This window comes from Duganella sp. GW821-FHT07G03 (assembly GCF_059418605.1).
In genome coordinates this window covers 1-22,401 of the sequence record NZ_JBWKQE010000028.1, presented here as the reverse complement: position 1 = coordinate 22,401, position 22,401 = coordinate 1, and the positions used below count along the sequence as shown (strand labels likewise).

The 22,401-nt window shown below is 65.4% G+C and carries 21 protein-coding genes and 1 riboswitch; of the genes, 11 read left to right on the top strand and 10 right to left on the bottom strand.

Translation table 11 applies throughout. The annotated features are described in order from the left end of the window. Positions 1–70: 70 nt before the first annotated feature. Positions 71–649, top strand: coding sequence for a superoxide dismutase [Fe] (gene sodB, locus AC07OK_RS26670; RefSeq protein WP_492932231.1), 579 nt, complete (start codon positions 71–73; stop codon positions 647–649). Positions 650–741: 92 nt separating this feature from the next. Here the strand turns inward: sodB and AC07OK_RS26665 are convergent, their stop codons facing one another. Genes AC07OK_RS26665 through AC07OK_RS26655 form a run of 3 tightly spaced genes read right to left on the bottom strand, consistent with a single transcriptional unit; the run spans position 742 to position 4,701 of the window. Continuing rightward, complete coding sequence (locus AC07OK_RS26665; protein WP_494693095.1) at positions 742–1,494, bottom strand: hypothetical protein; 753 nt, start codon at positions 1,492–1,494, stop codon at positions 742–744. Between the two features lie 13 nt (positions 1,495–1,507). Next, a complete protein-coding gene (locus tag AC07OK_RS26660; RefSeq protein WP_494693094.1) occupies positions 1,508–2,209 on the bottom strand; it encodes an ABC transporter ATP-binding protein in 702 nt (233 codons plus the stop codon). Positions 2,210–2,217: 8 nt separating this feature from the next. Continuing rightward, positions 2,218–4,701 carry an ABC transporter permease gene (locus tag AC07OK_RS26655; RefSeq protein WP_494693093.1) on the bottom strand — a complete coding sequence of 828 codons (2,484 nt, stop codon included), beginning with the start codon at positions 4,699–4,701 and terminating at the stop codon, positions 2,218–2,220. 181 nt (positions 4,702–4,882) lie between these two features. Here AC07OK_RS26655 and mgrA point away from each other — a divergent pair, with 181 nt between their 5' ends. After that, entirely contained in the window at positions 4,883–5,920 is a 1,038-nt protein-coding gene (gene mgrA, locus AC07OK_RS26650; RefSeq protein ID WP_494693092.1) for an L-glyceraldehyde 3-phosphate reductase, read from the top strand. Between the two features lie 6 nt (positions 5,921–5,926). Here mgrA and AC07OK_RS26645 read toward each other — a convergent pair whose 3' ends face one another. Beyond that, positions 5,927–6,250: a hypothetical protein gene (locus AC07OK_RS26645; protein ID WP_494693091.1), complete on the bottom strand. Its 324-nt coding sequence runs from the start codon at positions 6,248–6,250 to the stop codon at positions 5,927–5,929. Between the two features lie 165 nt (positions 6,251–6,415). Between AC07OK_RS26645 and AC07OK_RS26640 the strand changes: the two genes are divergently transcribed. From AC07OK_RS26640 to AC07OK_RS26615, 6 genes are read left to right on the top strand one after another with little or no spacing between them, the layout of a single operon-like run. Continuing rightward, positions 6,416–6,739 (top strand): DUF4148 domain-containing protein, encoded by a 324-nt coding sequence (locus tag AC07OK_RS26640; RefSeq protein WP_494693090.1) that lies wholly within the window; start codon positions 6,416–6,418, stop codon positions 6,737–6,739. A gap of 27 nt (positions 6,740–6,766) precedes the next feature. Beyond that, the gene (locus AC07OK_RS26635) at positions 6,767–8,209 is read left to right on the top strand and encodes an efflux transporter outer membrane subunit (RefSeq protein ID WP_494693089.1); all 1,443 of its coding nucleotides are present in this window, start codon (positions 6,767–6,769) and stop codon (positions 8,207–8,209) included. A 51-nt stretch (positions 8,210–8,260) separates the two neighbouring features. Beyond that, positions 8,261–8,758, top strand: coding sequence for a MarR family winged helix-turn-helix transcriptional regulator (locus AC07OK_RS26630; protein WP_494693088.1), 498 nt, complete (start codon positions 8,261–8,263; stop codon positions 8,756–8,758). Positions 8,759–8,772: 14 nt separating this feature from the next. Continuing rightward, positions 8,773–10,911, top strand: coding sequence for an FUSC family protein (locus AC07OK_RS26625; RefSeq protein ID WP_494693087.1), 2,139 nt, complete (start codon positions 8,773–8,775; stop codon positions 10,909–10,911). Then, positions 10,901–11,101: a DUF1656 domain-containing protein gene (locus tag AC07OK_RS26620; protein ID WP_116992902.1), complete on the top strand. Its 201-nt coding sequence runs from the start codon at positions 10,901–10,903 to the stop codon at positions 11,099–11,101. Before AC07OK_RS26625 ends, AC07OK_RS26620 begins: the two co-directional genes overlap by 11 nt. A gap of 25 nt (positions 11,102–11,126) precedes the next feature. Further along, complete coding sequence (locus tag AC07OK_RS26615) at positions 11,127–11,987, top strand: efflux RND transporter periplasmic adaptor subunit (RefSeq protein ID WP_494693086.1); 861 nt, start codon at positions 11,127–11,129, stop codon at positions 11,985–11,987. Between the two features lie 6 nt (positions 11,988–11,993). On the opposite strand, the gene AC07OK_RS26610 is transcribed toward AC07OK_RS26615, so the two are convergent. The 5 genes from AC07OK_RS26610 to AC07OK_RS26590 form a co-directional block, all read right to left on the bottom strand. Next, entirely contained in the window at positions 11,994–12,740 is a 747-nt protein-coding gene (locus AC07OK_RS26610; protein ID WP_494693085.1) for an SDR family oxidoreductase, read from the bottom strand. 64 nt (positions 12,741–12,804) lie between these two features. Further along, complete coding sequence (locus AC07OK_RS26605) at positions 12,805–13,137, bottom strand: hypothetical protein (protein ID WP_494693084.1); 333 nt, start codon at positions 13,135–13,137, stop codon at positions 12,805–12,807. A gap of 8 nt (positions 13,138–13,145) precedes the next feature. Next, positions 13,146–13,811, bottom strand: coding sequence for a thiol:disulfide interchange protein DsbA/DsbL (locus AC07OK_RS26600; RefSeq protein WP_494693083.1), 666 nt, complete (start codon positions 13,809–13,811; stop codon positions 13,146–13,148). 83 nt (positions 13,812–13,894) lie between these two features. Beyond that, the gene (locus tag AC07OK_RS26595; RefSeq protein WP_494693082.1) at positions 13,895–14,797 is read right to left on the bottom strand and encodes a cobalamin-binding protein; all 903 of its coding nucleotides are present in this window, start codon (positions 14,795–14,797) and stop codon (positions 13,895–13,897) included. Then, positions 14,797–16,776 (bottom strand): TonB-dependent receptor, encoded by a 1,980-nt coding sequence (locus tag AC07OK_RS26590; protein ID WP_494693081.1) that lies wholly within the window; start codon positions 16,774–16,776, stop codon positions 14,797–14,799. The genes AC07OK_RS26595 and AC07OK_RS26590 overlap by 1 nt, the downstream gene beginning before the upstream one ends. An 81-nt stretch (positions 16,777–16,857) precedes the next feature. Further along, positions 16,858–17,032, bottom strand: a riboswitch (cobalamin riboswitch). A gap of 110 nt (positions 17,033–17,142) precedes the next feature. On the opposite strand from AC07OK_RS26590, the gene AC07OK_RS26585 reads away from it, so the two are divergent. After that, positions 17,143–17,940: a DODA-type extradiol aromatic ring-opening family dioxygenase gene (locus AC07OK_RS26585; RefSeq protein ID WP_494693080.1), complete on the top strand. Its 798-nt coding sequence runs from the start codon at positions 17,143–17,145 to the stop codon at positions 17,938–17,940. 7 nt (positions 17,941–17,947) lie between these two features. Here the strand turns inward: AC07OK_RS26585 and ylqF are convergent, their stop codons facing one another. Continuing rightward, a complete protein-coding gene (gene ylqF / locus AC07OK_RS26580; protein WP_494693079.1) occupies positions 17,948–18,898 on the bottom strand; it encodes a ribosome biogenesis GTPase YlqF in 951 nt (316 codons plus the stop codon). Positions 18,899–19,030: 132 nt separating this feature from the next. Here ylqF and AC07OK_RS26575 point away from each other — a divergent pair, with 132 nt between their 5' ends. Next, positions 19,031–21,028 (top strand): OPT family oligopeptide transporter, encoded by a 1,998-nt coding sequence (locus AC07OK_RS26575; protein WP_494693078.1) that lies wholly within the window; start codon positions 19,031–19,033, stop codon positions 21,026–21,028. 368 nt (positions 21,029–21,396) lie between these two features. After that, positions 21,397–22,146, top strand: coding sequence for a hypothetical protein (locus AC07OK_RS26570; protein ID WP_494693077.1), 750 nt, complete (start codon positions 21,397–21,399; stop codon positions 22,144–22,146). Positions 22,147–22,401 lie beyond the last annotated feature (255 nt).

Below are 22,401 nucleotides of genomic sequence, written 5' to 3'. Positions count from 1 at the left end.
ACAATGACGGACGTTTCGGCAAGAATCACCTCGATCTTTTAACATCGTCAAACCAACAAAAGGAAGAACAATGGAACATACCCTGCCACCACTGCCCTATGCAATCGACGCCCTGGCGCCGCACATCTCGCAAGAAACGCTGGAATACCACTACGGCAAGCATCACCAAACGTATGTGACCAACCTGAACAACCTGATCAAGGGTACCGAGTTCGAGAACCTGTCCCTGGAAGAGATCGTCAAGAAATCGTCCGGCGGCATCTTCAACAACTCCGCCCAGGTATGGAACCACACCTTCTACTGGAACGGCCTGACCCCGACCGGCAAAGGCGCACCAGACGGCGCGCTGGCCGACGCGATCAACGCCAAGTGGGGTTCGTTCGACAAGTTCAAGGAAGAGTTCACCAAGTCGTGCGTCGGCAACTTCGGTTCGAGCTGGACCTGGCTGGTGAAAAAGGCTGACGGTACGCTGGACATCGTCAACACTTCCAACGCCGCCACCCCGCTGACCACCGACGCCAAAGCGCTGCTGACCTGCGACCTGTGGGAGCACGCCTACTACATCGACTACCGCAACGTACGTCCTAAGTATGTAGAGACCTTCTTCAAGCTGGCCAACTGGGACTTCGCAGCCGCGAACTTCGCTTAAGCGATCCGAGTAGCCACTCCGCGTAACGTTGGGGGTCAGTTCCGGCATCGTGCCACGCGTGGCACGATGCCGGAACTGACCCCCAACGTTTTTTATTGTAGCTGCAGGGTTTTGACGGTTTTGAAGTCGCTCTTCTCGCCGGCGCCGGAGGCGCTGTTGTGGCTCTCCTTGCGGATAGCGACCAGCCGGTTGCCGGCCAGCGCGTAGACGCTGGACTCTTCATTCTTGGCCTCGAAGGTGACCACGATGAAGGCGCGGCCGTAGACGCTCTGCGTGACGCGGCTGGCCAGCGGCGTGCCGTCGGCCGCGATCCATATGTGCAGGCGGCCGTCGAATTCCTTGACGTATTTGCGATCGCGGTCGGCCAGCGCATCGATGCCCTGCGCGAAGCTCAGCATGCGCGCCGGCTTGCCCTGGTAGACGTCGGCCTTCTCGGCCAGGAAGCTGGTCTTCTCCAGCATGTGCGACAGACTGCTGGCCGCCGAGATCATCGGCCGCAGGTCGGTCGGGCTGAATTCGCGGGCGGCGTTCAAGGTCGGCGTCTTGGCGTTGGGATTGCGCGCCACGTTCATGGCCTCGGCATCGAGCTTGGCCAGCATCTCGCGGCTGTAGCTGAGCTGCATGCCGCGCTGGGTGTCCTCGATGGCGACGACAGCCTGGCCGCTGGTTTCATCGGCATCCTTGCCTTCGCCGTTGCGGCGCCATACGCTCGAATCGAGCGAGGCCTTCAACGGCACCGGTTCCTGCAAGCGCTCCAGCGCCGCCTTCAGGTCGGCCAGGCCGTCGGCGCGGGCGGTGCCGGCCAGCGCCAGCGCCGGGATCAACATCAGGTGTGACAAACGCATACGTTCCTCTTTCTCAAGCGTGGCGCAGGCGGCCCGCGGTCATCGTAACGGTTCTGCCGCAGCGCGCGGCGATCGACAGATCGTGGGTGACCATCACCAGCGTCGAACCGCGCTCGCGATTGAGCGCGAACATCAATTCGATCACCGCCGCGCCGGTGGCGGCATCGAGCGCGCCGGTCGGTTCGTCGGCCAGCAGCAGCGGCGGCTCGCAGACAAAGGCGCGCGCCAGCGCCACCCGCTGCTGCTCGCCGCCGGACATGTACTTGGGATAGTGGCGCAAGCGGGCCGACAAGCCTACCCGCTCCAGCATCGCCGCAGCCTTCTCGCTGGCCTGCCCTTCGCCGCGCAGCTCCAGCGGCAGCATGACATTCTCCAGCGCCGTCAGATGCGGCAGCAGCTGGAACGACTGGAACACAAAGCCCACGTTCTGCTGCCGGAACACGGCGCGGCCATCCTCGGTGAGCTGGAAGATGTCGGTGTTCTCCAGCTCCACCGTGCCGCTGGTCGGCAGGTCCAGCCCCGCCAGTATGCCCAGCAGCGTCGACTTGCCGGAGCCGGAAGCGCCGACGATGGCCAGCGTCTCGCCGGCTTGCACCGTCAGGTCGACGTCATGCAGGATGGTCAGCTCGCCGGTGGCGTCGGCCACCCGCTTGCACAGGTTTTTTACAGCAATCGCGGGCCGCAGCAGGCTGGCGGCGAGATTCATATTGGTCATTGCTACTCCTAAGTTTCCCGAAGACTGAGTAAAGGCGGCTGGTTCAACACGCCGCGCAGACCCGCCCAGCCGCCGAACAGCGCGCACAGCGCACCGGCGGCCAGGCCGGCTATCCACAACAGCGGCGACCATTGCCATTCCAGGTGAAAGCTGAAGCGCGCCAGCGCCCAGCTGGCGGCCGTTGCGCCGCCCGCCGCCAGCAAGCCCGCCAGGGCGCCGGTCAGCAGATGTTCTATCCATTGGGCCTGCGACAGCTGCCTGCGCGTGGCGCCCAGTGCGCGCAGCAGGGCCGCCTGGCGCTTGCGCGCATCCAGCGATCCCGCCATCGCAGCGTACAGTACCAGCAATCCCGATATCAGCGTGAACCCGAACAGGAATTCCACCGCCGCGCTGACCTGCGCCAGCGTATCCTGCATGCGCTGGATGAAGGCGCTGATGTCGAATACGCTCAGGTTCGGATAGTCGCGCGCCAGCAGGTAGGCGAAGCGCCGGTCGTTGGCCGGCACGTGCGCCGTCGTCGCCAGCGTCATCGGCATGCCGGCCATCAGCTTGGGCGCCACCTCGAACGCGGCGCCCACCTGGTGCGAGCGCCAATCGATCTTGCGCAGGCTGGTGGCCTTGACCTGCAGCGTTTCGCCGGCCACGTCGAAGCTCAGGGTGTCGCCCAGTTTGACGCCGAGGATTTCGGCGATCCCTCTATCAACCGAGACCTCCGCCGCGCCGCCGTCGTACCAACGTCCGGCGGTGATGGTGTTGGGCGCCCGCAGCTGGTCGGCCTGCTCGATTTCGAGTTCGCGCTCGATCATTTCCTTCGCGCGCGGATCGTCCGATTTGGCGGGCTTGCCGTTAATGCCGATCAGCCGTCCACGGCTCAGCACATGCATCTGCGGCTGGCCGTATTTTTTCAGGCGCGCCGCCAGCTCCTGCTGCTGGTCCGGCTGGATGTTGATGATGTAGTGATTCGGCGCGCCGTCCGGCGTGGCTTGATGCCAGGCCGCCAGCAGGTCGCCGCGCACCACCGTCAGCAGCAGCAAGGCGGTCAGGCCCAGCGCCAGCGCGACGATCTGCGTCACGCTGGCTGCCGGGCGGCGGCGCATGTCGGTGATGGCGAAGCGCCAGGCGGGATGATTGAACAGGCGACGCAGCCGCGCAAGCGACCCGACGCCCAGCCATGCCACCAGGCCAAACACACCTCCACACAGCGCGAAGCCGACCGCCGCCATCAGGCCGAGCATCACATCCTCGGTCTGCCACACCAGCAAGGCGGTGAAGGCGGCGGCGCCCAGCGCATAGGCTGCGACGGTGCGCGCCTGCGGCGCTTCCTGCTCGCGGCGCAGCAATCGCACCTGCGACACATTGCGCAGCTGGAGCAGCGGCGGCAGCGCGAAGCCAAGCAGCAGCACCAGTCCCGCCGCCAGTCCCTGCAGCGCCGGTTGCCAGCCGGGCGGCGGCAGGTCGGCGTCGACCAGCTTGCCCAGCCATTCCAACAGCACGAAGTGGCAGCAAAATCCCAGCAGCACGCCGGCCACGCTGCCGGCCACGCCCAGCAGCAGGAACTCCAACAAATACATGCGCGTCTGTTGCGACTGCGTCTGGCCCAGGCAGCGCAGCACGGCGCAGGCGTCGAGGTGGCGCTGCATGAAGCGGCCGGCCGCCATCGCCACCGCGATCCCGGCCAGCAGCGCGGACAACAAGCTAACCAGCGACAGGAACTGCCGCACCTGATCCTGCATGGACTGGCTATCCTTGCCCATCGACGCCAGCGAACTGATTTCGATGCCCAGCTTGGGCGTGGCGGCGATGTGCGCCGTGAGCCATTGTTCGAAGCCTGCCACCTGCGCCGGTTCGCCCGCCAGCAGCAGGCGGTAGGTGGCGATGGCATGCTGTTGCAGCAGCTTGGTGGACATCAGGTCGGCGCTGGAGATCATGGCGCGCGGCGCCAGCGTCAGGAAGGATGCGGCGGCATCGGGCTCGGAGGCGATCACCCCGGCCACCGTCAGGCTGCGGTCGCCGATGCGCAGCATGGAGCCGGCGTGCAGGTTCAGCGCCGCCGCCAGCGTCGCGTCCACCCACACGGTGCCCGGCGCGGGCATGGCCGTGGCGACGGCGTCCGGCTGGCCGTCGCGGCGCAGCTTCAGGTGGCCGCGCAAGGGGTAGGCATCGCTGACGCTTTTCAACGCCACCAGCATCGATATGCCCTGCTCGTCCCGGCCGACGACGGCCATGTTCAGCATGGCGACCGTGTCGGCGCTGCGCAGGCCGCGCCGCTGCGCTTCGGCGCGTACGTCGGCCGGCAAGGGTTGGTCGGAAGCCAGCACCAGGTCGGCGGCCAGCACCTGGTTGGCGTTGCGCGCGATGCCGGCGCCCATGCGCGCGGTGAAGAAGTTCACCGACGACAGCGCCGCCACCGACAGCATCAGCGCCGCCAGCAAGAACCGCAACTCGCCCGCGCGCCAGTCGCGCAACAACATGGAAACCGATAGTCTGAACATCGCGCCGCGTCCGATATAAAAAGGGCAGCATGCCCAAACCTGGCCCGGCAAGCCGCCGGAATGCGACGAAACGCCAGCAGCGGCGACGATTTGCAGGAATCGACGACTGGATTGCACAGCAAAATTTCACCGGCATGCCTATAATCCCCGACGCCCCCTTCCCTCCTGGAGTCTGCACAACATGAGCTACCTCGCATCGCCGCAACGCTACGACGCCATGCAATACCGCAGCTGCGGCCGCAGCGGCCTGAAACTGCCGCTGATGTCCCTCGGCCTGTGGCACAACTTCGGCGACGCCAATCCGCTCGCCTCGCAGCGCGACATGCTGCGCACCGCCTTCGACCTGGGCATCACGCACTTCGACCTGGCCAACAACTACGGCCCGCCCTACGGTTCCGCCGAAACCAATTTCGGCCACGTGTTCAAGGAAGACTTCAAACCCTACCGCGATGAGCTGGTCATCTCCACCAAGGCCGGCTGGGACATGTGGCCCGGCCCATACGGCCAGGGCGGCGGTTCGCGCAAATACGTGCTGGCCAGCCTGGATCAGAGCCTGCAGCGCATGGGCCTCGACTACGTCGACATCTTCTACTCGCACCGCTTCGACCCGGACACCCCGTTGGAGGAGACCATGGGCGCGCTGGCCCACGCGGTCCAGCAGGGCAAGGCGCTGTATGTCGGCGTGTCGTCCTATTCGGCGGAGAAGACCGCCGAGGCGGCGCGCCTGCTGGCCGAATGGAAAGTGCCGTGCCTGATCCACCAGCCGTCCTACAATATGCTGAACCGCTGGATCGAGGAAGACCTGCTCGACACGCTGGCCGCGCAGGGCATGGGCTGCATCACCTTCACCGCGCTGGCGCAGGGCATCCTGAGCGACAAATACCTGAACGGGATTCCGGAAGATTCACGCGTGAATCGTCCCGGCGGCGGCTCCTTGCAGAAGGCGCACCTGAACGAAGAAAACCTCGACCGCGTGCGCGGCCTGAACGAGATCGCCAAGACGCGCGGCCAGACGCTGGCCCAGATGGCGCTGGCCTGGGTGCTGCGCGATGCGCGCGTCACGTCCACGCTGATCGGCGCCAGCAGCAGCGCGCAGATCCGCGAGAATGTGGCGGCCTTGCAGAACCTGGCCTTCAGCGCCAGGGAGCTGGCGGACATCGATGCACTGGCCAAGGAAGGAGCCATCAATCTGTGGGCCGGATCGTCCAGCCATAAGTAAGGCCAGCTAATTGGTCCGCGACCAGTCGCGCCGCTCCGGGCGTTCGTCCGGAGCATCGTCGCGGAAGGCGCCGTCCACCACCGGTATCGTCTCGATGTGATCGAAGCCGATGTCCCTATCCGCCCGCAGCGACTCTATCTCCACGCCGGCGCGCTCGCCGGTGCCTTCGGCGTCGGTATCGCTATCGAGGCCGATGTCCGGTTCGCCGGGGACATCGCTGCCGCTGTCGGAATTGTCGCTGGGGCCCAGCGCCCGCGTTCCATGGCCGCGCCCCAGTGTGCGGTCGGTGCCTACCGGTATGTTGTCCGGGTCCAAGGTACTGTCAGACATGATCTGCCCTCCCTATGAAAACCCCTATTTGACCACCGCCGCCGTGGCCGTTCCGTGCGCGACCACGCATAAAGGCTATCGTGCCGATAGGAATTTTTTACTTTACAAGTGTACTATTCATCTCTATAGTTAACTCATACCGCAGCCCACCCAAGGAGAAGCACCATGAGTATCACGACTAAGAACCTGATCGCCGCCGCCGCCACCGTGGCCTTTGCTATCGCCGCCACGGCCACCACCGTCACCAGTGCGTTTGCGCAGACTACCGCGCCGGCTGCGGCCACCTCGGCCAACACCACCGCCGCCACCACGGCCGCGCAAACCGCCGTCGCCAACGGCGCGCTGGCCACCGCCACCAAAGCCCAAGCAGTTGGCCTGACCCGCGCCCAAGTGCAGGCCGAGTTCCTCGAAGCGCGCAAGAACGGCACGCTGATCGAGACCGAAGCCGACATGGATGTCGCCCAGACCAAGAAGCACACCGTCAAGTAATCGGAACCTTCATTGGAACCAAACGCCATGAAATCGCCACGCGCCGTCCAGTCCTTCGCCCTCGCAGCCTGCGTGCTGGCGGTGCTGGCCGGTTGCGCCGACATGGGCAAGATCAAGCCGCAGGCGGTGGCGCTGAAACCGGCCGAACTCAATCCCGGTCTAGCCATCGCCAGCGCCAGCGCCACCGCGGCCTGGCCCGAGCAGCAATGGTGGGAAGCGCTGCATGACCGGCAGCTGAACAATCTGGTAGCCGCCGCGCTGGCCGACAACCCGACGCTGCGCGCCACCCAGGCGCGCGTGCGCCAGGCCGAGTCGCTGGCCGGCATCGCCAAGGCCGGCACGCTGCCGCAGGTGAGCGCCTCCGCCAGTGCCGACCGTGAACTGTATTCCGCGCACAGCACCGTGCCCGCTCCCTTGGCCGGCAACTACGCCTGGAAGAACACGGCCGCGCTGTCCGGCACCTACGACCTCGATCTGTGGGGCCGCAACCGCGATGCGCTGGCCGCCGCGCTGGACGAGGTGCACATGGCGTCGGCCGAATCGCAGATGGCGCGGCTGACGCTGGAATCGGCCATCGTGCGCAGCTACATCCAGCTGTCGCTGGAATACTCGCTGCAGGACAGCGTGGCGCAGAACCTGGCGCAGCGCCAGCGCATCCTGGACATCACGCGCAAGCGCCAGGCCGCGGGGCTGGCCAGCGAGATCGACGTCGCGAGCATAGAAACCACGCTGCCGGCCGGACGCCGCGAGCATGAGCAGATCGGCGTATCGATCGCCCTGCTGCGCAACCAGCTGGCGGCACTGATCGGCAAAGGACCGGGCGACGGCGATGCGATCGCCCGGCCGATGCTGGCCCTCGACGCCGGCCATGGCGGAGCGGTGCCCGCCTCGCTGCCGGCGGAACTGGTCGGCCACCGGCCCGACATCGCGGCCCAGCGCTGGCGGATGGAAGCGGCGACCGCCCGCATCGCCGGCGCCAAGGCCGATTTTTACCCGAACATCAACCTGGCGGCGTTTGTCGGCGTCCAGTCGCTGGGGTTCACGCATTTTTTGGACAGTAATTCGGCGATGCGCGGCGTGACGCCGGCCATCAGCCTGCCGATCTTCGAAGGCGGCCGCTTGCGCAGTCAGCTCGGCAACCAGACCGCGCTCTACGACGGCGCGGTCGAGCAGTACAACGCCACCGTGGTGCAGGCGATGGCCGACGTGGCCAACGCGGTGGTGCGCATCGCTTCGGTCAGGCAGCAGGACCAGCTGGCGCGGCGCGCCCTGGCCTCGGCCCGCCGCCAGCAGGCGCTGGCGGAGCGCGCCTACCGCGCCGGCATGACCGACGCGCTGAACGTGATCAATGCGCAGCTGACCTTATTGAACGAGGAACAGCAGATGGCGCAAGTGGCTAGCAAACAACTAGATAACTACACATTGTTGATGACCGCGCTGGGTGGCGGCATAAAACTGGAATTGCCATGATGCTTAGATAGTACAATCAAAGCCTTTGAAAAACAGTGTGAGGAGCAGGCAATGAGCAGTTTTGAAGCGACTAAAAAACGCCTGAAAAACATCCATGCCCGAATGCCGGAGTTCCCCGAGGATTTGATGCGCGTGCTGCGCATGACTTACCACATCCAAAAAAGGATGAAAGACCTGAGCAACGCGGCGCTGCGCAAATATGAGCTGGTTGACGCCAGTTACATGGTGCTGGCCGTGCTGTACGGCTCGGACGACGAGACATCGACGGCATCCACGCTGGGCGAGGCCTGCATGGAAAAGCCGGCCAACCTGACGCGCGTATGCAACGACCTGGAGTCGCAAGGCCTGATTTCGCGCGGCAACCGCCCCGGCGACCGCCGCTGCGTGATGATCACGCTGACCGACGCCGGCCGCGATCTGGCCGCCAAAGTGCTGCCGGAAGTCTGGGCGACCACCACCCGCGCCTACGACGGCTACAGCCCTGAAGAAGTTAAAGTACTTGAAGCGCTGCTCAAACGGCAGCTGGATAATCTCGAAGCACTCACATAGCCTGAACTGACGCCATGAACCCTCCCCTAGCCGCCACTCCCCAACAGGACCCCAGCGCGGCAAAGGGAACATTGCGCTGGCTGGCGGCGCAAACCGCCGACTGGTTCAACACCGAAGGCGAGCGCTGGATGTTCGTCGCCAAGACCATGCTGGCGTCCTTCTCCGCGCTGTGGCTGGCCTTCCGCCTCGGCCTCGACGCCCCCTACACCGCACTCGCCACCACCGTGATCCTGGCCCTGCCCAGCAGCGGCATGGTGCTGGAAAAGGCTTTCTACCGTTTTCTCGGCACGCTGGTCGGCTGCTCGGCCTCGCTGCTGCTGGTGGCGCTGTTCCCGCAATCGCCGCCGCTGCTGTTGCTCGGCGTGGCGGTCTGGATCGCCCTGTGCACCGGCGGCGCCGCCATGCACCGCAACCAGCAATCGTACAGCTTCGTCCTGGCCGGCTACACCGCCTGCATGATCGCCGTCCCCGCCATCGACGCGCCGGACCGCGTGTTCACGCTGGCCGTCACGCGCGTGACCGAGGTCGGACTGGGCATCATCTGCGCCGCCGTGGTGCACGACGTGGTCTTCCCGCGCCGCCATTCGCGCGCCGTGATGCGCACCGTGCAGGCGCGCTACGCCAGCTTCATCACCTTCTGCACCCAGGTGCTGGAGCAGCGGTTGACGCCGGCCGAGACGGAACTCAACCACCTGAAGTTCGCCGCCGACATCGCAGCGCTGGAATCAGGTCGCGCCGCCGCCTTCTTCGAGGCCGACCATCCGCGCTCGCACACGCGCCAGCTGCATGCCTTCAATGCCGCCTTCATGACGGTGCTGACCACCTTCTACACGCTGCATCGCCTGATCCACCGCCTGCGCGGCGCGGCGCCGGCGCATGCGCGGCCGGTGCTGGAACTGGTGGAGCCGATGCACGCGCACCTGGCGCAAGCCATGGGCGACGAGCTGACGCCGCAGCGCATGGCGCGGATGCGCGCCGGCCTGGCCAGCGACATCGCCGCCGCCCGCGCCCAGCTGGCGGCGGCGGTCGAACGCGCGCAACAGATCGACTTCGACACGGCGGTGGAACTGCTGGAACGCTATGTGCGCGACATGGAAGGCTTCGCCGGCTTGTATCTCGGCCTGGCGCAGGAGAAGCGGCAACAGGTCAGCGATCCCGGCGCCTACACGCCGAAGACGCCGCCGGCCATCATCGTCGCCAGCGGCTTCCGCGCCGGCGTCACGCTGCTGCTGACGGCCGGCGTGTGGTACTGGCTGGCGTGGCCCTTTCTCGGCAACGCCATTTTGATGGCGACCATCTTCTGCGCGCTGGCCTCGTCGTCGCCGCGGCCGACGGCCATGGTGCGGCAGGTGCTGATCGGCTTCCTGCTCGCCACGCCGCTGGCCTTCGCCACCGAATTCTTCCTGGTCGCCCGCGCCAACGACTTCCCGACGCTGATCATCGCCGCGCTGCCCATCTTCGTGCTGGGCAGTTATCTGATGACCAGCCCGCGCTGGGCCGGCGTGGGCATCGGCATCTGCATGTTCTGCGCCACGCTGGTGGTGCCGACCAACTTGATGCACTACGACGTCGAGAGCTTCATCAGCAGCGAACTGTCGCTGACGATGGGCGTGGCGGTGGCTTACCTGATGTTCAAGGTGGTGCTGCCGGAGCACACCATGGGCCAGAAGGACCACGTGGCCGCCGCGCTGTGGCGCGAGGCGCAAGGCGCTTGCACTGCGTCGATATACCGGCTGAAGCGGCGCTTCGACAATCGCGTGCGCGACCTGCTCAGCCAACTGAACGCCGCCTCCGGCCCGGCGCCCAACGACGCCGCGCGCGCCGTGGTGCGCCAGGGCCTGACCTTGCTGGAACTGGGCCACGCCGTGATCGAGCTGCGCCAGCTGATCGCCAGCTCGCAGCCAGGCCCGGTGCCGGTGGCGCTGAAGCTGGTGGTGCGCCAGCTGGCCGCCTACCTGCGGGCGCCGGCGCGCGCCAGCGGCGAGACGGCGCTGCAATCGATACTCGATGCCGGCGCCAGCGTGCGCGCCGCCCTGCCCTCCGCCACGCCGGAACGCCAGCTGCGCCTGCACACCGCGCTGACCGACCTGCATTCCATTTACACGTCCCTGCTGGACCAGATCACTACAGGAGAAGCCGGCCATGCCGCGTGAGATCGATTTTTTCGGCGTACTGCTGCCCGGCGTGCTGCCGCTGTTCCTCGTCAGCCTGGTGCTGCAAGTGGCGCTCGACAGCGCCCTGAGCCACCTCGGCGCCTACCGCCGCAGCTGGCATCCGGCGCTGGTCCGACTGTGCCTGTTCGTCTGCATCTTCAGCGCCCTGCTGGTCACGCTGTACAAATAAACTCAATTCAATCAGAAAGCCCGCCGTGAGTGCCTCCAAAATCTTCCGCTTTTTCCTGACCATGCTGTTGCTGGCGGCCGCCCTGTGGATGGGACGTTCGGCCTGGGACCACTACATGGAGTCCGCCTGGACCCGCGACGGCCGCATCAAGGCCGACGTGGTCACCATCAGCGCCGACGTCGCCGGCACCGTCACCGAGGTGATGGTGCGCGATAACCAGCTGGTCAAGCAGGGCGAGGTGCTGTTCGTGGTCGACAAGGCGCGCTATCAGAGCGCGCTGGTGCAGGCCAACGCCGTGCTGGCGTCGCAGCAGGTGGAGAAGGGCCGGCGCGGCAAGGAGGCCAATCGCCGCGCGGGGCTGGACAATTCCATCATCTCGGCCGAGAGCAAGGAGACGGCGGAATTCGCGGTCGGCACGGCGGCGGCGCAGTACCAGGCCGCGCTGGCGGCGCGCAACCTGGCGGCGCTGAACCTGGAACGCACGGTGGTGCGCGCGCCCGTCACCGGCTACGTCACCAACCTGAACGTGCACGCGGGCGATTTCGCCGCCGTCGGCGCGGCCAAGCTGGCGATGATCAACAGCGCCTCGTTCTACGTGGTCGGCTATTTCGAGGAGACCAAGCTGCCGCTGCTGAAGGTGAACGACGCCGTCGAAGTCCATCTGATGAGCGGCGCGGCCCAGCTGCAAGGACATATCGAGAGCATCGCCCACGGCATCACCGACCGCGACGCCAACACCGGCCGCGAATTACTGGCCGACGTCAACCCGACTTTCAATTGGGTGCGGCTGGCGCAGCGGGTGCCGGTGCGCATCCACATCGACCAGCAGCCGAAAGGGTTGGAGCTGGTGGCCGGCACCACCTGCACGGTGGTGATCCGCGGCTAAGGATTACTAGCGCGCGCCGGCGGCATCGATGATGGCGCCGCTGACGTAGGACGATTGTGGGCTGAGCAGCCACAAGATCGTCTCGGCGATTTCCTCCGGCTGGCCGCCGCGCAGCATCGGCACGTTGGCCTCCAGCCGCGCCACGCGGCCAGGGTCGCCGCCGCTGGCGTGGATGTCGGTATAAATCATGCCCGGGCGGACGCAGTTCACGCGGATGCCCTCGGCCGCCACTTCCTTCGACAGGCCGAGCGTCATCACGTCGATCGCGCCTTTGGACGAGGCGTAGTCGATGTAGACGTTCGGCGCGCCATGCCGGGCCGCGCCGGACGACAGGTTGACGATGGCGCCACCCTGCCCGCCGTCGGCGGTCGACATGCGCTTGACCGCCTCTTTGCAGCACAGGAAGTAGCTGATCACATTGGTGCTGAACACGCGCTGCAGGCGCTCCACCGACATCTCGGTCAGGCGGCACTGCTGCTCCAGTATGCCGACGTTGTTGACCAGCGCCGTCAGCGGACCCAGTTCCTCGTCGATGGTCTCGAACAGGCGCTGCACGTCGGCCTCCACGCTGACGTCGGCCTGCACGGCGATCGCCTCGCCGCCCTCGGCGACGATCTGCGCGCGCAACTGCGCGGCCGCCTGCGCGTCGCGCAGGTAGTTGATGCACACCGCATAACCACGGCGGCTCGCCATCAGCGCCGTCGCCGCGCCTATGCCCCGGCTGCTGCCGGTGACCAGTATCACTTGTTTCATCGGATGCCTTATCACAGAAAAAAGCCCGCTGCTGCGGGCTGGGGTCATGCTTATTTTTTCATGCTTATTTTTCCGGGCTGACGTGGGTCAGCGCGTAACCTACGTGCTCCCACCAATGCTCGCGCGAATGCACGGTGCGCAGGCACTTCTTGTCGAGCTCCCCCTTGAAGACGGGATCGGCGCACTGCTTGGTCATCAGCGCGTTGCGCTGGTTCTCGGCATTGCTCAAGGCGATCAGCAGCCAGACGATGAAGCCCAGCGCCAGCATCGCCAGGGTCCATGCCACGTGGTTGATGTAGGCCCATTCGAACAGGGTTTCGATGACCGGCGAGGACTCCTTGTAGATCTTCATGACCTCACCTTCGGCCGCCTTGCGTTCATCGCTGATTTCTTTCATAGCTTTCCTTACTTCTTAGTGGCGCGTTCCTGTGCCGACTTGGCAACCAGGTTGTCCATCACCGCAAACATGGCGGCGTGCGCCTCGGGAACCGTCGCCAGGCCGTGGCCGGCGATGGCTGGCGAGGTCGTATAGTGGCCATTGATCACCAGGGCCGGTGCGCTGTCGAGTTTATACTGGTTTGCCAGTTGCACGCCACGTTTCATCTTCGTTTGGACCGCGAACGAGTTGAAAAATTCCTGGTATTTGGCCTTGTCGACGCCATTCTTGACGACGAAGTCCAGGATGGACTGGTCGGTGTTGAGGCGGTTGTGCTCGACGTGCACGGCGTGGAAGAACTTCTCGTGCAAGCCGTTGCCCAGCGCGTTCATCGCTTCCAGCGTGAAGAAGGCCTTGGCTTGCGCGTCCTCGCCCAGGTGCATGCGGCGGAACACGATCTTGTCGCCCTGTTTCTTGACCCAGTCCGCCAGTGGCGCCTCGAGCGCGTTGCAATGTGGGCAGTGGTACATGAACACTTCCAGCACTTCGACCTTCTTGCCGGTCTCCGGACGGGTGGTCGCGTCGAGCGTGGTGAAATCGACGCCGTTCTTGAATTCGGCGGCGTGGGCGCCGGCAGCGAAGGCCATGAAGGCAGCGGTGGCAATCAGGGGGCGCAGCAAGTTCAGGAAACGCATAACTGTCCTTCAACAAGGTAAATGGCAAACGCCGCGAGATTACCACCTTTTCCGCGATGTGCAAATGACGGCGGCGTTAAGCTTCAGGGCCGGCGCCGGCGCGCCGTCTCCAGCCGTTCGCACAGCGCGGCGACGCCGTCGGCGATGCGCGGCGTGGCGCGCACCAGCTGTTCGCCGTCCAGCGTGAACAGGTTGCCCCGCTGGACCGCCAGCATGCCCTTGTACTGTTTCCAGATGTTGATGCCGGATTCGGCGTCGTGCTGGTCGCCGCCGAAGATCGCTTCCGGGTTCTCCTGCAACACCGCCTCGGTGCTGACGGTGGGCGCCGGCAGCTTGAGCGCGGCGAACACGTTCTGGCCGCCGCAGACGCGGATCGCATCGCTGACGATGTGCTCACCGCTGAGCGTGAAGATGGGTTTTTCCCATATCTGGTAGAACACCCGCACCGTCGGCCGTTGCGCGTAGCTGGCCGTCAGTTTGGCGATCCGCTGCCGATAGTCCTGCGCCGCCTTGTGGGCGGCGGCCTCGGTGCCCATCAGCTGGCCCAGGCGGGTCAGGCTGGTGGCCACTTCGTCCAGCTTTTGCGGATCGCTGTAGAAGATCGGGATGCCCAGGCTTTTCAGCTGCTCCAGCTGGCGCGCGGTGTTCCCGCTCTTCCAGACCACCAGCAGGTCCGGACGCAGCGCCAGCACGTGCTCCATGTCGATGGTGGCGTTGCTGCCGACCTGCGGGATGCGCTTGGCCGCTTCGGGGTAGTCGCTGTAGTTCATCACGCCGACCACGCGCTCGCCGCCGCCGGCCGCGAACAGCAGCTCGGTGATGTGCGGCGCCATCGAGATGATGCGCTGCGCCGGCTTGGCGACGGCGACGCTGTTGCCGGCGTCGTCCTGCACGGTGATGGCGGCCTGCGCGCACAGCGGCGCGCAAGCCAGCGCCAGCACCAGCACCAGCACGGTGCAGCGGATGGACGTGGTCACCGCGCGCATCAGAACTCGTAGCGGGCCGAGAGTTTCAGCTGGCGGCCGTCGGCGGTGTAGATGCCGTACTTGCAGCCGTAGGCTTCCGAGAAGTAGCGCTTGTCGGCCAGGTTCTGGCCCGATACGGCGAACTCCCAGCGGCCCAGCTTGCGGGCGTAGCGCGCGTCGAGCGTGGTGTAGGACGGGATCTGGGCCGAGCAGTCGTTGCTGAAGTCCCCGCCGTAACGCTGGCTGTCCACCCACTGCGCGCCGACATCGGCGGTGTGGCCGTTGGCCGGGGTCCAGCTCAGGCGCGCGGTCAGCGTGTTCTTCGGCACCAGCACCATCTGCTTGCCGTTGTTGGCGCCTTCGGTGAACTTGGCGTCCACGTGCTGGTAGTGGGCGGTGAGGTTCCAGTCGGCGTTGATGCGCTGCTGGGCGTCGACTTCGAAGCCTTCGCGGCGGGTCGGCGCCAGGTTGGTGTTGGCGCCATAGCCGAGGTTAAGGGTCGGATCGAAGAAGATCTCGTTGGTCAGGTTGTGGCGGAATACGCGGCCGGTGATTTTCTGCGCGGCGGTGCCGTAGCTGACGCCCAGCTCCAGGTCATGCGACTGCTGCGGCACCAGCAGCACCTTGTTGGTGTCGACGGTGTAGCCGTTTTCATCGGCGTTGGCGACGCGGTAGCTTTGGCCCGTCTTGCTGTAGACGGTCAGGTGCGCGACCGGCATGTAGCTCGCCTGCAGTTCCCAGGCGTTCAGGCCTTGCGCCAATTTGTAGGCGTTGGGGCCATAGGTGTTGAGCCGATCGTTGAAATCCTTGTTGAAGATTTCGCGGCGCACGCCGGCCGATACGCGGCCTTCATGGGCGGCGTCGAAACGCAGCTCGTCGCGGACGTACAGCGCCTTCGAGTGCTGGGTGGCGTCGGCCGCCGAGGACAGCTTGGTGTCGCTGGCGGCGCGGTTCCATACGGTCCAGTCGAAGCCTGCCACCATCTCGTTCAGCAGGCCGCCGATCTCGCCCAGGCGGCGCACGCGCGGCGAGAACTGGGTCTGCTTGCTGTCGAGGGTGTAGGTCGACGGACCTTTGACGCTGACGTAAGTCGCGTCGGCCGTCTTCTTGCGGAACGACAGGTCTGCGGCCAGCTCGTAAGCGCCGATGCGGCGCTGGCCGAAGGCGGTGAAGCGGTCGCTATCGAGTTTGCCGCTGTCGTTCGGCGTGGTGGACTGGCGCGGATTGGCCTTGTATTGATCCTCCGCCAGCGCGCCGGCGAAGTGCATGTCCTGACGCGCGCCTTCGTAACGGAAGCCCACGCGGCCGGCGTTGTCGAACCATTGCGCGCCGCCGCTGAAGTGGGTCTGTTTGAATTCGTTGTTGTCGCGGTAGTTGTCGGTGCGCTGGGTGTCGAGCGTGGCGTCGGCGGCGAAGCCGTCCCAGGCCTGGAAACCGGAGACGCGCGCTTCGCCGGCGCGGAACTGGCCGCCCTCGACGAACACGCTGCCGCGACGGGTATTCTTGACCGGGCGCTTGGTGACGATGTTGATCACGCCGCCGGTGGCGCCGTCGCCGTACAAGACGCTGGCGCCGCCGCGCGTGATTTCGATGTGGTCCACGGTGTCGATCGGGATGGTCGACAGGATGGCGTTGCTCAGTTCATTTTCCGACAGGCGCACGCCATCGAGCACGATCACCATGTTCTGGGCGCTGTTGGTGCCGAAGCCGCGCAGGTCCAGGCTGAAGTCCGGGCTGCCGTCCAGGCTTTGGCGGCCGTACACGCCACCAACCTTGCGGATCGCCGTGTTGACGTCGTTGGCGCCGGCGCGCTGGATCTCTTCCGCCGTGATGACGACGGCGCCGATCGGCGTCAGCGCGGCATTGGCGTCGAAGCGCGAGCCGGTGATGACGACCGGTGCGAGCACCTCGGATATCTGGGCGGCGGCGGGAACGGCGGCGGCGAAGCACAGGGAGACGGCGGCGGCCAGCAGGCGCGGTTGGAAGGCGGAGGATTGCATGTCAGGTCATTTTCAAAAGAGACATCCGCCCGCGTCCCCGCAGGCTGGAAGTGTACGGAAGCCGCGCGGACGTAGTCACTGCGCGCTCCCCCCAGTCTGGCCGATATCCGGGCTGGCAAGGCTGAACGACGCCTCGCGTTACCGTTGCGGGGGCAGCACACCTTGGCCGTCGCGCCGTGGGCGCGGGCGGCCTTGTGTTTCCCGTTTAACTGCGCATGTGAGCACATGGGCAAGCACCAGAACCCCGGCATTATACGCGGGCGCCCCGGATCATTAACATTTTAGATAGGACCTATCTATATTTCGTGCATTGATCGCAACGGCGACGGTGCTTATAGTGAGGTCATACTCAAACCGGAGCTTTTCATGCATGCATTGCCCAGCTATTTCCTCTCCCACGGCGGCGGTCCGTGGCCGTTCATGATGGACCAGGTGGGCCATCTGTACGGCCAACTGGACGCCGCGCTGCGCGACATCCCGCGCCAGCTCGGCGTGACGCCGAAGGCGGTGCTGGTGATTACGGCGCATTGGGAGGAGCGCGATTTCACGTTGTCGTCGTCGGCCAAACCGCCGATGATCTACGACTACGGCGGCTTCCCGCCGCATACCTACGAGGTGCAATACAGCGCACCGGGTTCGCCGGAGCTGGCGGAGCAGGTCCGGCAGCTGCTCGAAGCGGGCGGCCATCCGGCGCGGCTGGACGCGCAGCGGGGCTACGACCACGGCACCTTCAGCGCCATGTATCCGATCTATCCGGATGCGCAGGTGCCGATCGTGCAGCTGTCGCTCAAGCGCGGCCTCGATCCGTTGACGCATCTGGAAGTGGGCCGTTTGCTGGCGCCCTTGCGCGAGCAGGGGGTGCTGATCGTCGGCAGCGGGCTCAGTTACCACAACCTGCGCGCCTTCAACGCGCAGGGCGCGGCGGCCTCGCACGCGTTCGACGGCTGGCTGCGCGCGACCATGGCGCTGCCGCCGCAGGAGCGCACGGCGCGCTTATTGGAATGGGAACAGGCGCCGGCCGCGCGCATGGCGCATCCGCGCGAGGAGCATCTGCTGCCGCTGATGGTGGCGCTGGGCGCGGCGGAGAACGACCAGGCGGCCGTGCCCTACCACGAGGAGGCGTTCATGGGAGCGCTGGCAGTCTCCAGCTTCCGTTTCGGCTAATCCGGGTTCAAGTACCGCGCTTGCCGTTGGCGTAGGCTGCGGCCTTGGCGGCGGCGATGGCGGCCTTCTCGGCGTTCTTGACGGCCATCTCGGCGTCGTGCACTTCCAGCCGGCCCTTGCGGCTGGCCGGGGTCTCCAGCGAGATGCGGCCCAGGATGCCGCTGCGGTAGTCGCCCAGGAAGGTGTGCGAGGCCTTCTCGAAATCGAGGTCGCCGCCCTTCTGGCGGAAGCCGCGCTTGGCCGCCACGCCCTCCACCACCGCGATGCCGTCGAAGCTCTCGATATCCTTGAAGCCGTAGCGCGCCACCAGCAGCTGCGGGTAGTACTTCAACATCTCGTCGGCCAGGAACACCGCCACTTCCTCTTCGATCAGCGCGTTCGAGCCGATCGCGTGGCTGGCGGCCAGCATCAGGCCGTCGCTCGGCAGCGCGATCTTCGGCCACAACATGCCCGGCGTGTCGACCAGGATGGTGTTCTTGTCCAGGTAGAGCTTCTGCTGCTGCTTGGTCACCGCCGGCTCGTCGCCGACCTTGGCCACTTTGCGCTTGAGCAGCGCGTTCATCAGGGTCGACTTGCCGACGTTGGGTATCCCCATGATCATGATGCGCAGCGGCTTGGTCGGCACGCCGCGGTGCGGCGCCAGCTGCTTGGCCAGTTCCGGCACGCGGGTGACGTCGGCCGGCTTCTTGGTGGTCATCGCGAACGCGGTCACGCCTTCCTGCGCGTTGTAATAGGCCACCCAGGCCGCCGTGGCGGCCGGATCGGCCAGGTCGATCTTGTTGAGGATCTTCAGGCACGGACGCTGGCGGAACTTGCGCAGCTCCTCCACCATCGGATTGGTGCTGGCCTCGGGCAGGCGCGCGTCGACCACCTCGATCACCAGATCGGTGTTCTCCATCTGCTCGGCCGCCTTTTTCTTGGCGGCGTTCATATGCCCTGGGTACCATTGTATCGACATGCTGTGACCTTCAAAATCGTTCTGACAATCCGCTATTTTACCTGCTGGCCCGACTGGACTTCGGATATCATGAGGCGCTTTTCCCTTTTTCTGATTATATAAACAATATTATTCTCCACCGGAGTGCTGAAGATGAGCATAGCTGCACCGTCCAACCCCAAGGAAATCACCGTTCGCGGCATCATCCTGGGCATCCTGATCACGCTGGTCTTCACGGCGGCTCAGGTCTACCTGGGGCTGAAAGTGGGTCTGACCTTCGCCACCTCGATCCCGGCCGCCGTCATCTCGATGGCGCTGCTGAGCGCCTTCAAGGACGCCACCATCCAGGAAAACAACATCGTCCAGACCATCGCCTCGGCCGCCGGCACGCTGGCGTCGGTGATCTTCGTGCTGCCTGGCCTGTTGATGATAGGCTGGTGGGCCAAGGTGCCGTTCTGGCCGACCTTCGGCGCCTGCGCCATCGGCGGCGTGTTGGGCGTGATGTACACCATGCCGCTGCGCCGCGCGCTGGTGTCGCAGTCCGACCTGCCCTACCCGGAAGGCGTGGCCGCCGCTGAAGTGCTCAAGGTCGGCATGGCTTCGCGCGCCGGCGCCGCCGAGGGCAAGGCCGGCTTGTGGGCCGTGATCTGGGGCAGCACCGCTTCCGCGGTATTCGCCGCCGGCGCCGCCGTCAAGCTGATGGCCGGCGAAGTGGCGATCTACTTCCGCACCGGCGCCGGCGCCAACGCGGGCGCCACCGGCATCGGCGCATCGAGCTCGCTGGCGCTGATCGGCGCCGGCCACCTGATGGGCATCACGGTCGGCATCGCGATGCTGGCCGGCCTGGTCATCGCCTGGGGCATCATGGTGCCGTTGATGACGTCCCTGTCCCCGGCCGCTGCCGGCGTCGACGCCTCCGCCCACGCGCTGGGCATCTGGTCCAAGGAAGTGCGCATGATGGGCGCCGGCGTGATCGGCATGGCCGCGATCATCACCCTGGCCGGCCTGGCCAAGCCTATCTTCGGCGGCCTGAAGTCGGCGATGGATTCGGCGCGCAAGGCCAAGCTCAATGGCGGCGTGCTCGATCGCACCGAACAGGACCTGCCGATCTTCGTGGTCGGCCTGGTCACGCTGCTGTCGATGGTGCCGGCCGGCTGGCTGCTGGCCAGCTTCCTGCAAGGCGGCCCGCTGGCGTCGCTGGCGTTGCCGCTGGTGGCGGTCGGCATCGGCTACATCCTGATCGCCGGCATGTTCGCCGCCGCCGTCTGCGGCTACATGGCGGGCCTGATCGGCTCCTCGAATTCGCCGGTGTCCGGCATCGCCATCCTGACCATCCTCGGCGCCGCGCTGAGCGTGGGCATGGTCGGCCGCAGCATCATGGGTCCTGAAGTGGCCCAGGCGCTGATTGCCTATGCGCTGTTCGTCACCACCGTGGTGCTGGCCGTGGCCGTGATCGGCAACGACAACCTGCAGGACTTGAAGACCGGCCAGCTGGTCGACGCCACGCCGTGGAAGCAGCAGGTCGGCCTGCTGATCGGCGTGATCGCCGGTTCGTGCGTGGTGCCGCCGGTGCTCGAGCTGCTCAACCATGCGAACGGCTTCGTCGGCGCGCCCAACCTCAATTCGATCTCGGACCAGCCGCTGGCCGCGCCGCAGGCGCTGCTGATTTCGACCCTGGCCAAGGGCGTCATCGGCGGCCAGCTGCGCTGGGACCTGCTGGGCTACGGCGCGCTGGTCGGCCTGCTGCTGGTGGCGATCAACTTCGCCTTGAAGAAGTCCAGCAACGGCAAGTACTCGCTGCCGCCGCTGGGCGTGGGCCTGGCGATCTACCTGCCGAGCGCCGTGATCACGCCGGTGTGCATCGGCGCCGTGGCCGGCTACCTGTTCGACCGCGCGATGGAGCACAAGGTCGGCGGCGACACCGCCAAGCGCCTGGGCGTGCTGGTGATGTCGGGCTTCATCGTCGGCGAGAGCCTGTTCAACGTCGCGCTGGCCGGCCTGATCGTGGTCTCCGGCAAGGGCGAGCCGCTGGCCATCGCCAACTCGCTGAGCGAGGCGCAGGCCATGGTCATCGCGCTGATCCTCGGCGTGGCGATGGTGTGGGGTCTGTACCGCTGGTCGGCCAGGAGCGGGCGCGACGTCGCCGCCTGATGGTGCAAGCCGCGTTAAGCCCAACGCCCTGCCGCCCGGCAGGGCGTTTTCATTTGGCGATCCGCGGTGCGCAACTATCTGCGTCTTTAACTCCGCTCAACATCCTCGCCAAGCACCTGCCTACAGTGGAGATTCCGCTGGAATTGACCGACGAGATGGGGAGTTAAAATGGCAACAGACGCTGAGAAGGCTGAAATCAAGGGAATGATTCAATCACTTTACCGGTACGCGAATGTTCTGCCGGTCTGGGACGGCGACGTCAACGAAGACGTCGCGAAAGTATTTGGCATGATGCTGACAGAGACACAAAAGTGTTCATCTGCGTTTGGCTGGATCCCCTCGCCGCCCGGCGGCCAAGCATCCATTACATGGTTGATCCGTCAGCTAGGTCGCGGCCTTTTCAACGCATATCGAAAAAGGTTGTCATTCACCTGCGCTCGTGCAGTGATTTACAAGTGGAGAACGGCTTTGGACCTGGCGGCACTCGGCATCGCCTCTTCGAGGTTATTATCAAGGTCGTCACAATGCGTCTGACACGCCCTACTTCCGCGCTATTGCTGCTGACGGCGGTCAGTTGGCTTACTCCTGCGCAGGGGGTAAGCCCTGTCGTTCTGGAACAAGTCGAATGGCCACGCAACGCAGCCTGCGGCGGCTGCGCGGTGCTCCAGTTCGGAATGCTGGAAATACAATTGCCGACCGCACTTGTCAGCAAGATCTTTATCGCTACCCGCATGGCCCCGTCCGTGCATCTGATTCCTCCCGACGGAGACCCCAGACATGACGTCGTCCTATCCTCCACGTCGGTACGGGAACTGGTGGACAAGTATAGGCAAAAGCTATCTGCGAACCAGTTCCTTGAGCAACTGGGCCACCCGGTGAGTAGCACCGATCCATGGGCAAAAATCAGAAGGGTAGAAGGCCTGGACAACGCCATCCGTTACACCCACACCGCGCGCGACAAGGTGCATGCATATTGGATTCAGTCCGCGCCGCCGAGTTCCCAATATGCCTACCTGGTCGTCGATAACGCACCCGATGTTTACAGCCTGTCGGGCGCACTCACGCCGGAACTTTACGCCGCCATCCTTGCCAACTTGCGACTCGCTCCCGCACCGTAGCCCCGTCGGATTTCATGCCGCCAGTATAGGCGGGGGGTCCGAAATTCGACCCTTGCGGCATTCGTGCTCGTTTGCTTGTCCGGTTCTGTCTCGTTTTGACTCGTTTGAACTTTGTGCAGCGCACAAGGTCTAACGAGACAGAACGAGACAAAACAAGACCAAACGCACAAGGAGAACGGTAAGCGTCCAGCCGCTCCACCTTCCACACAAGGCTAGTTCTGCGTAGAGTTTGGAAACGGTAGCAGCGTGTCGATC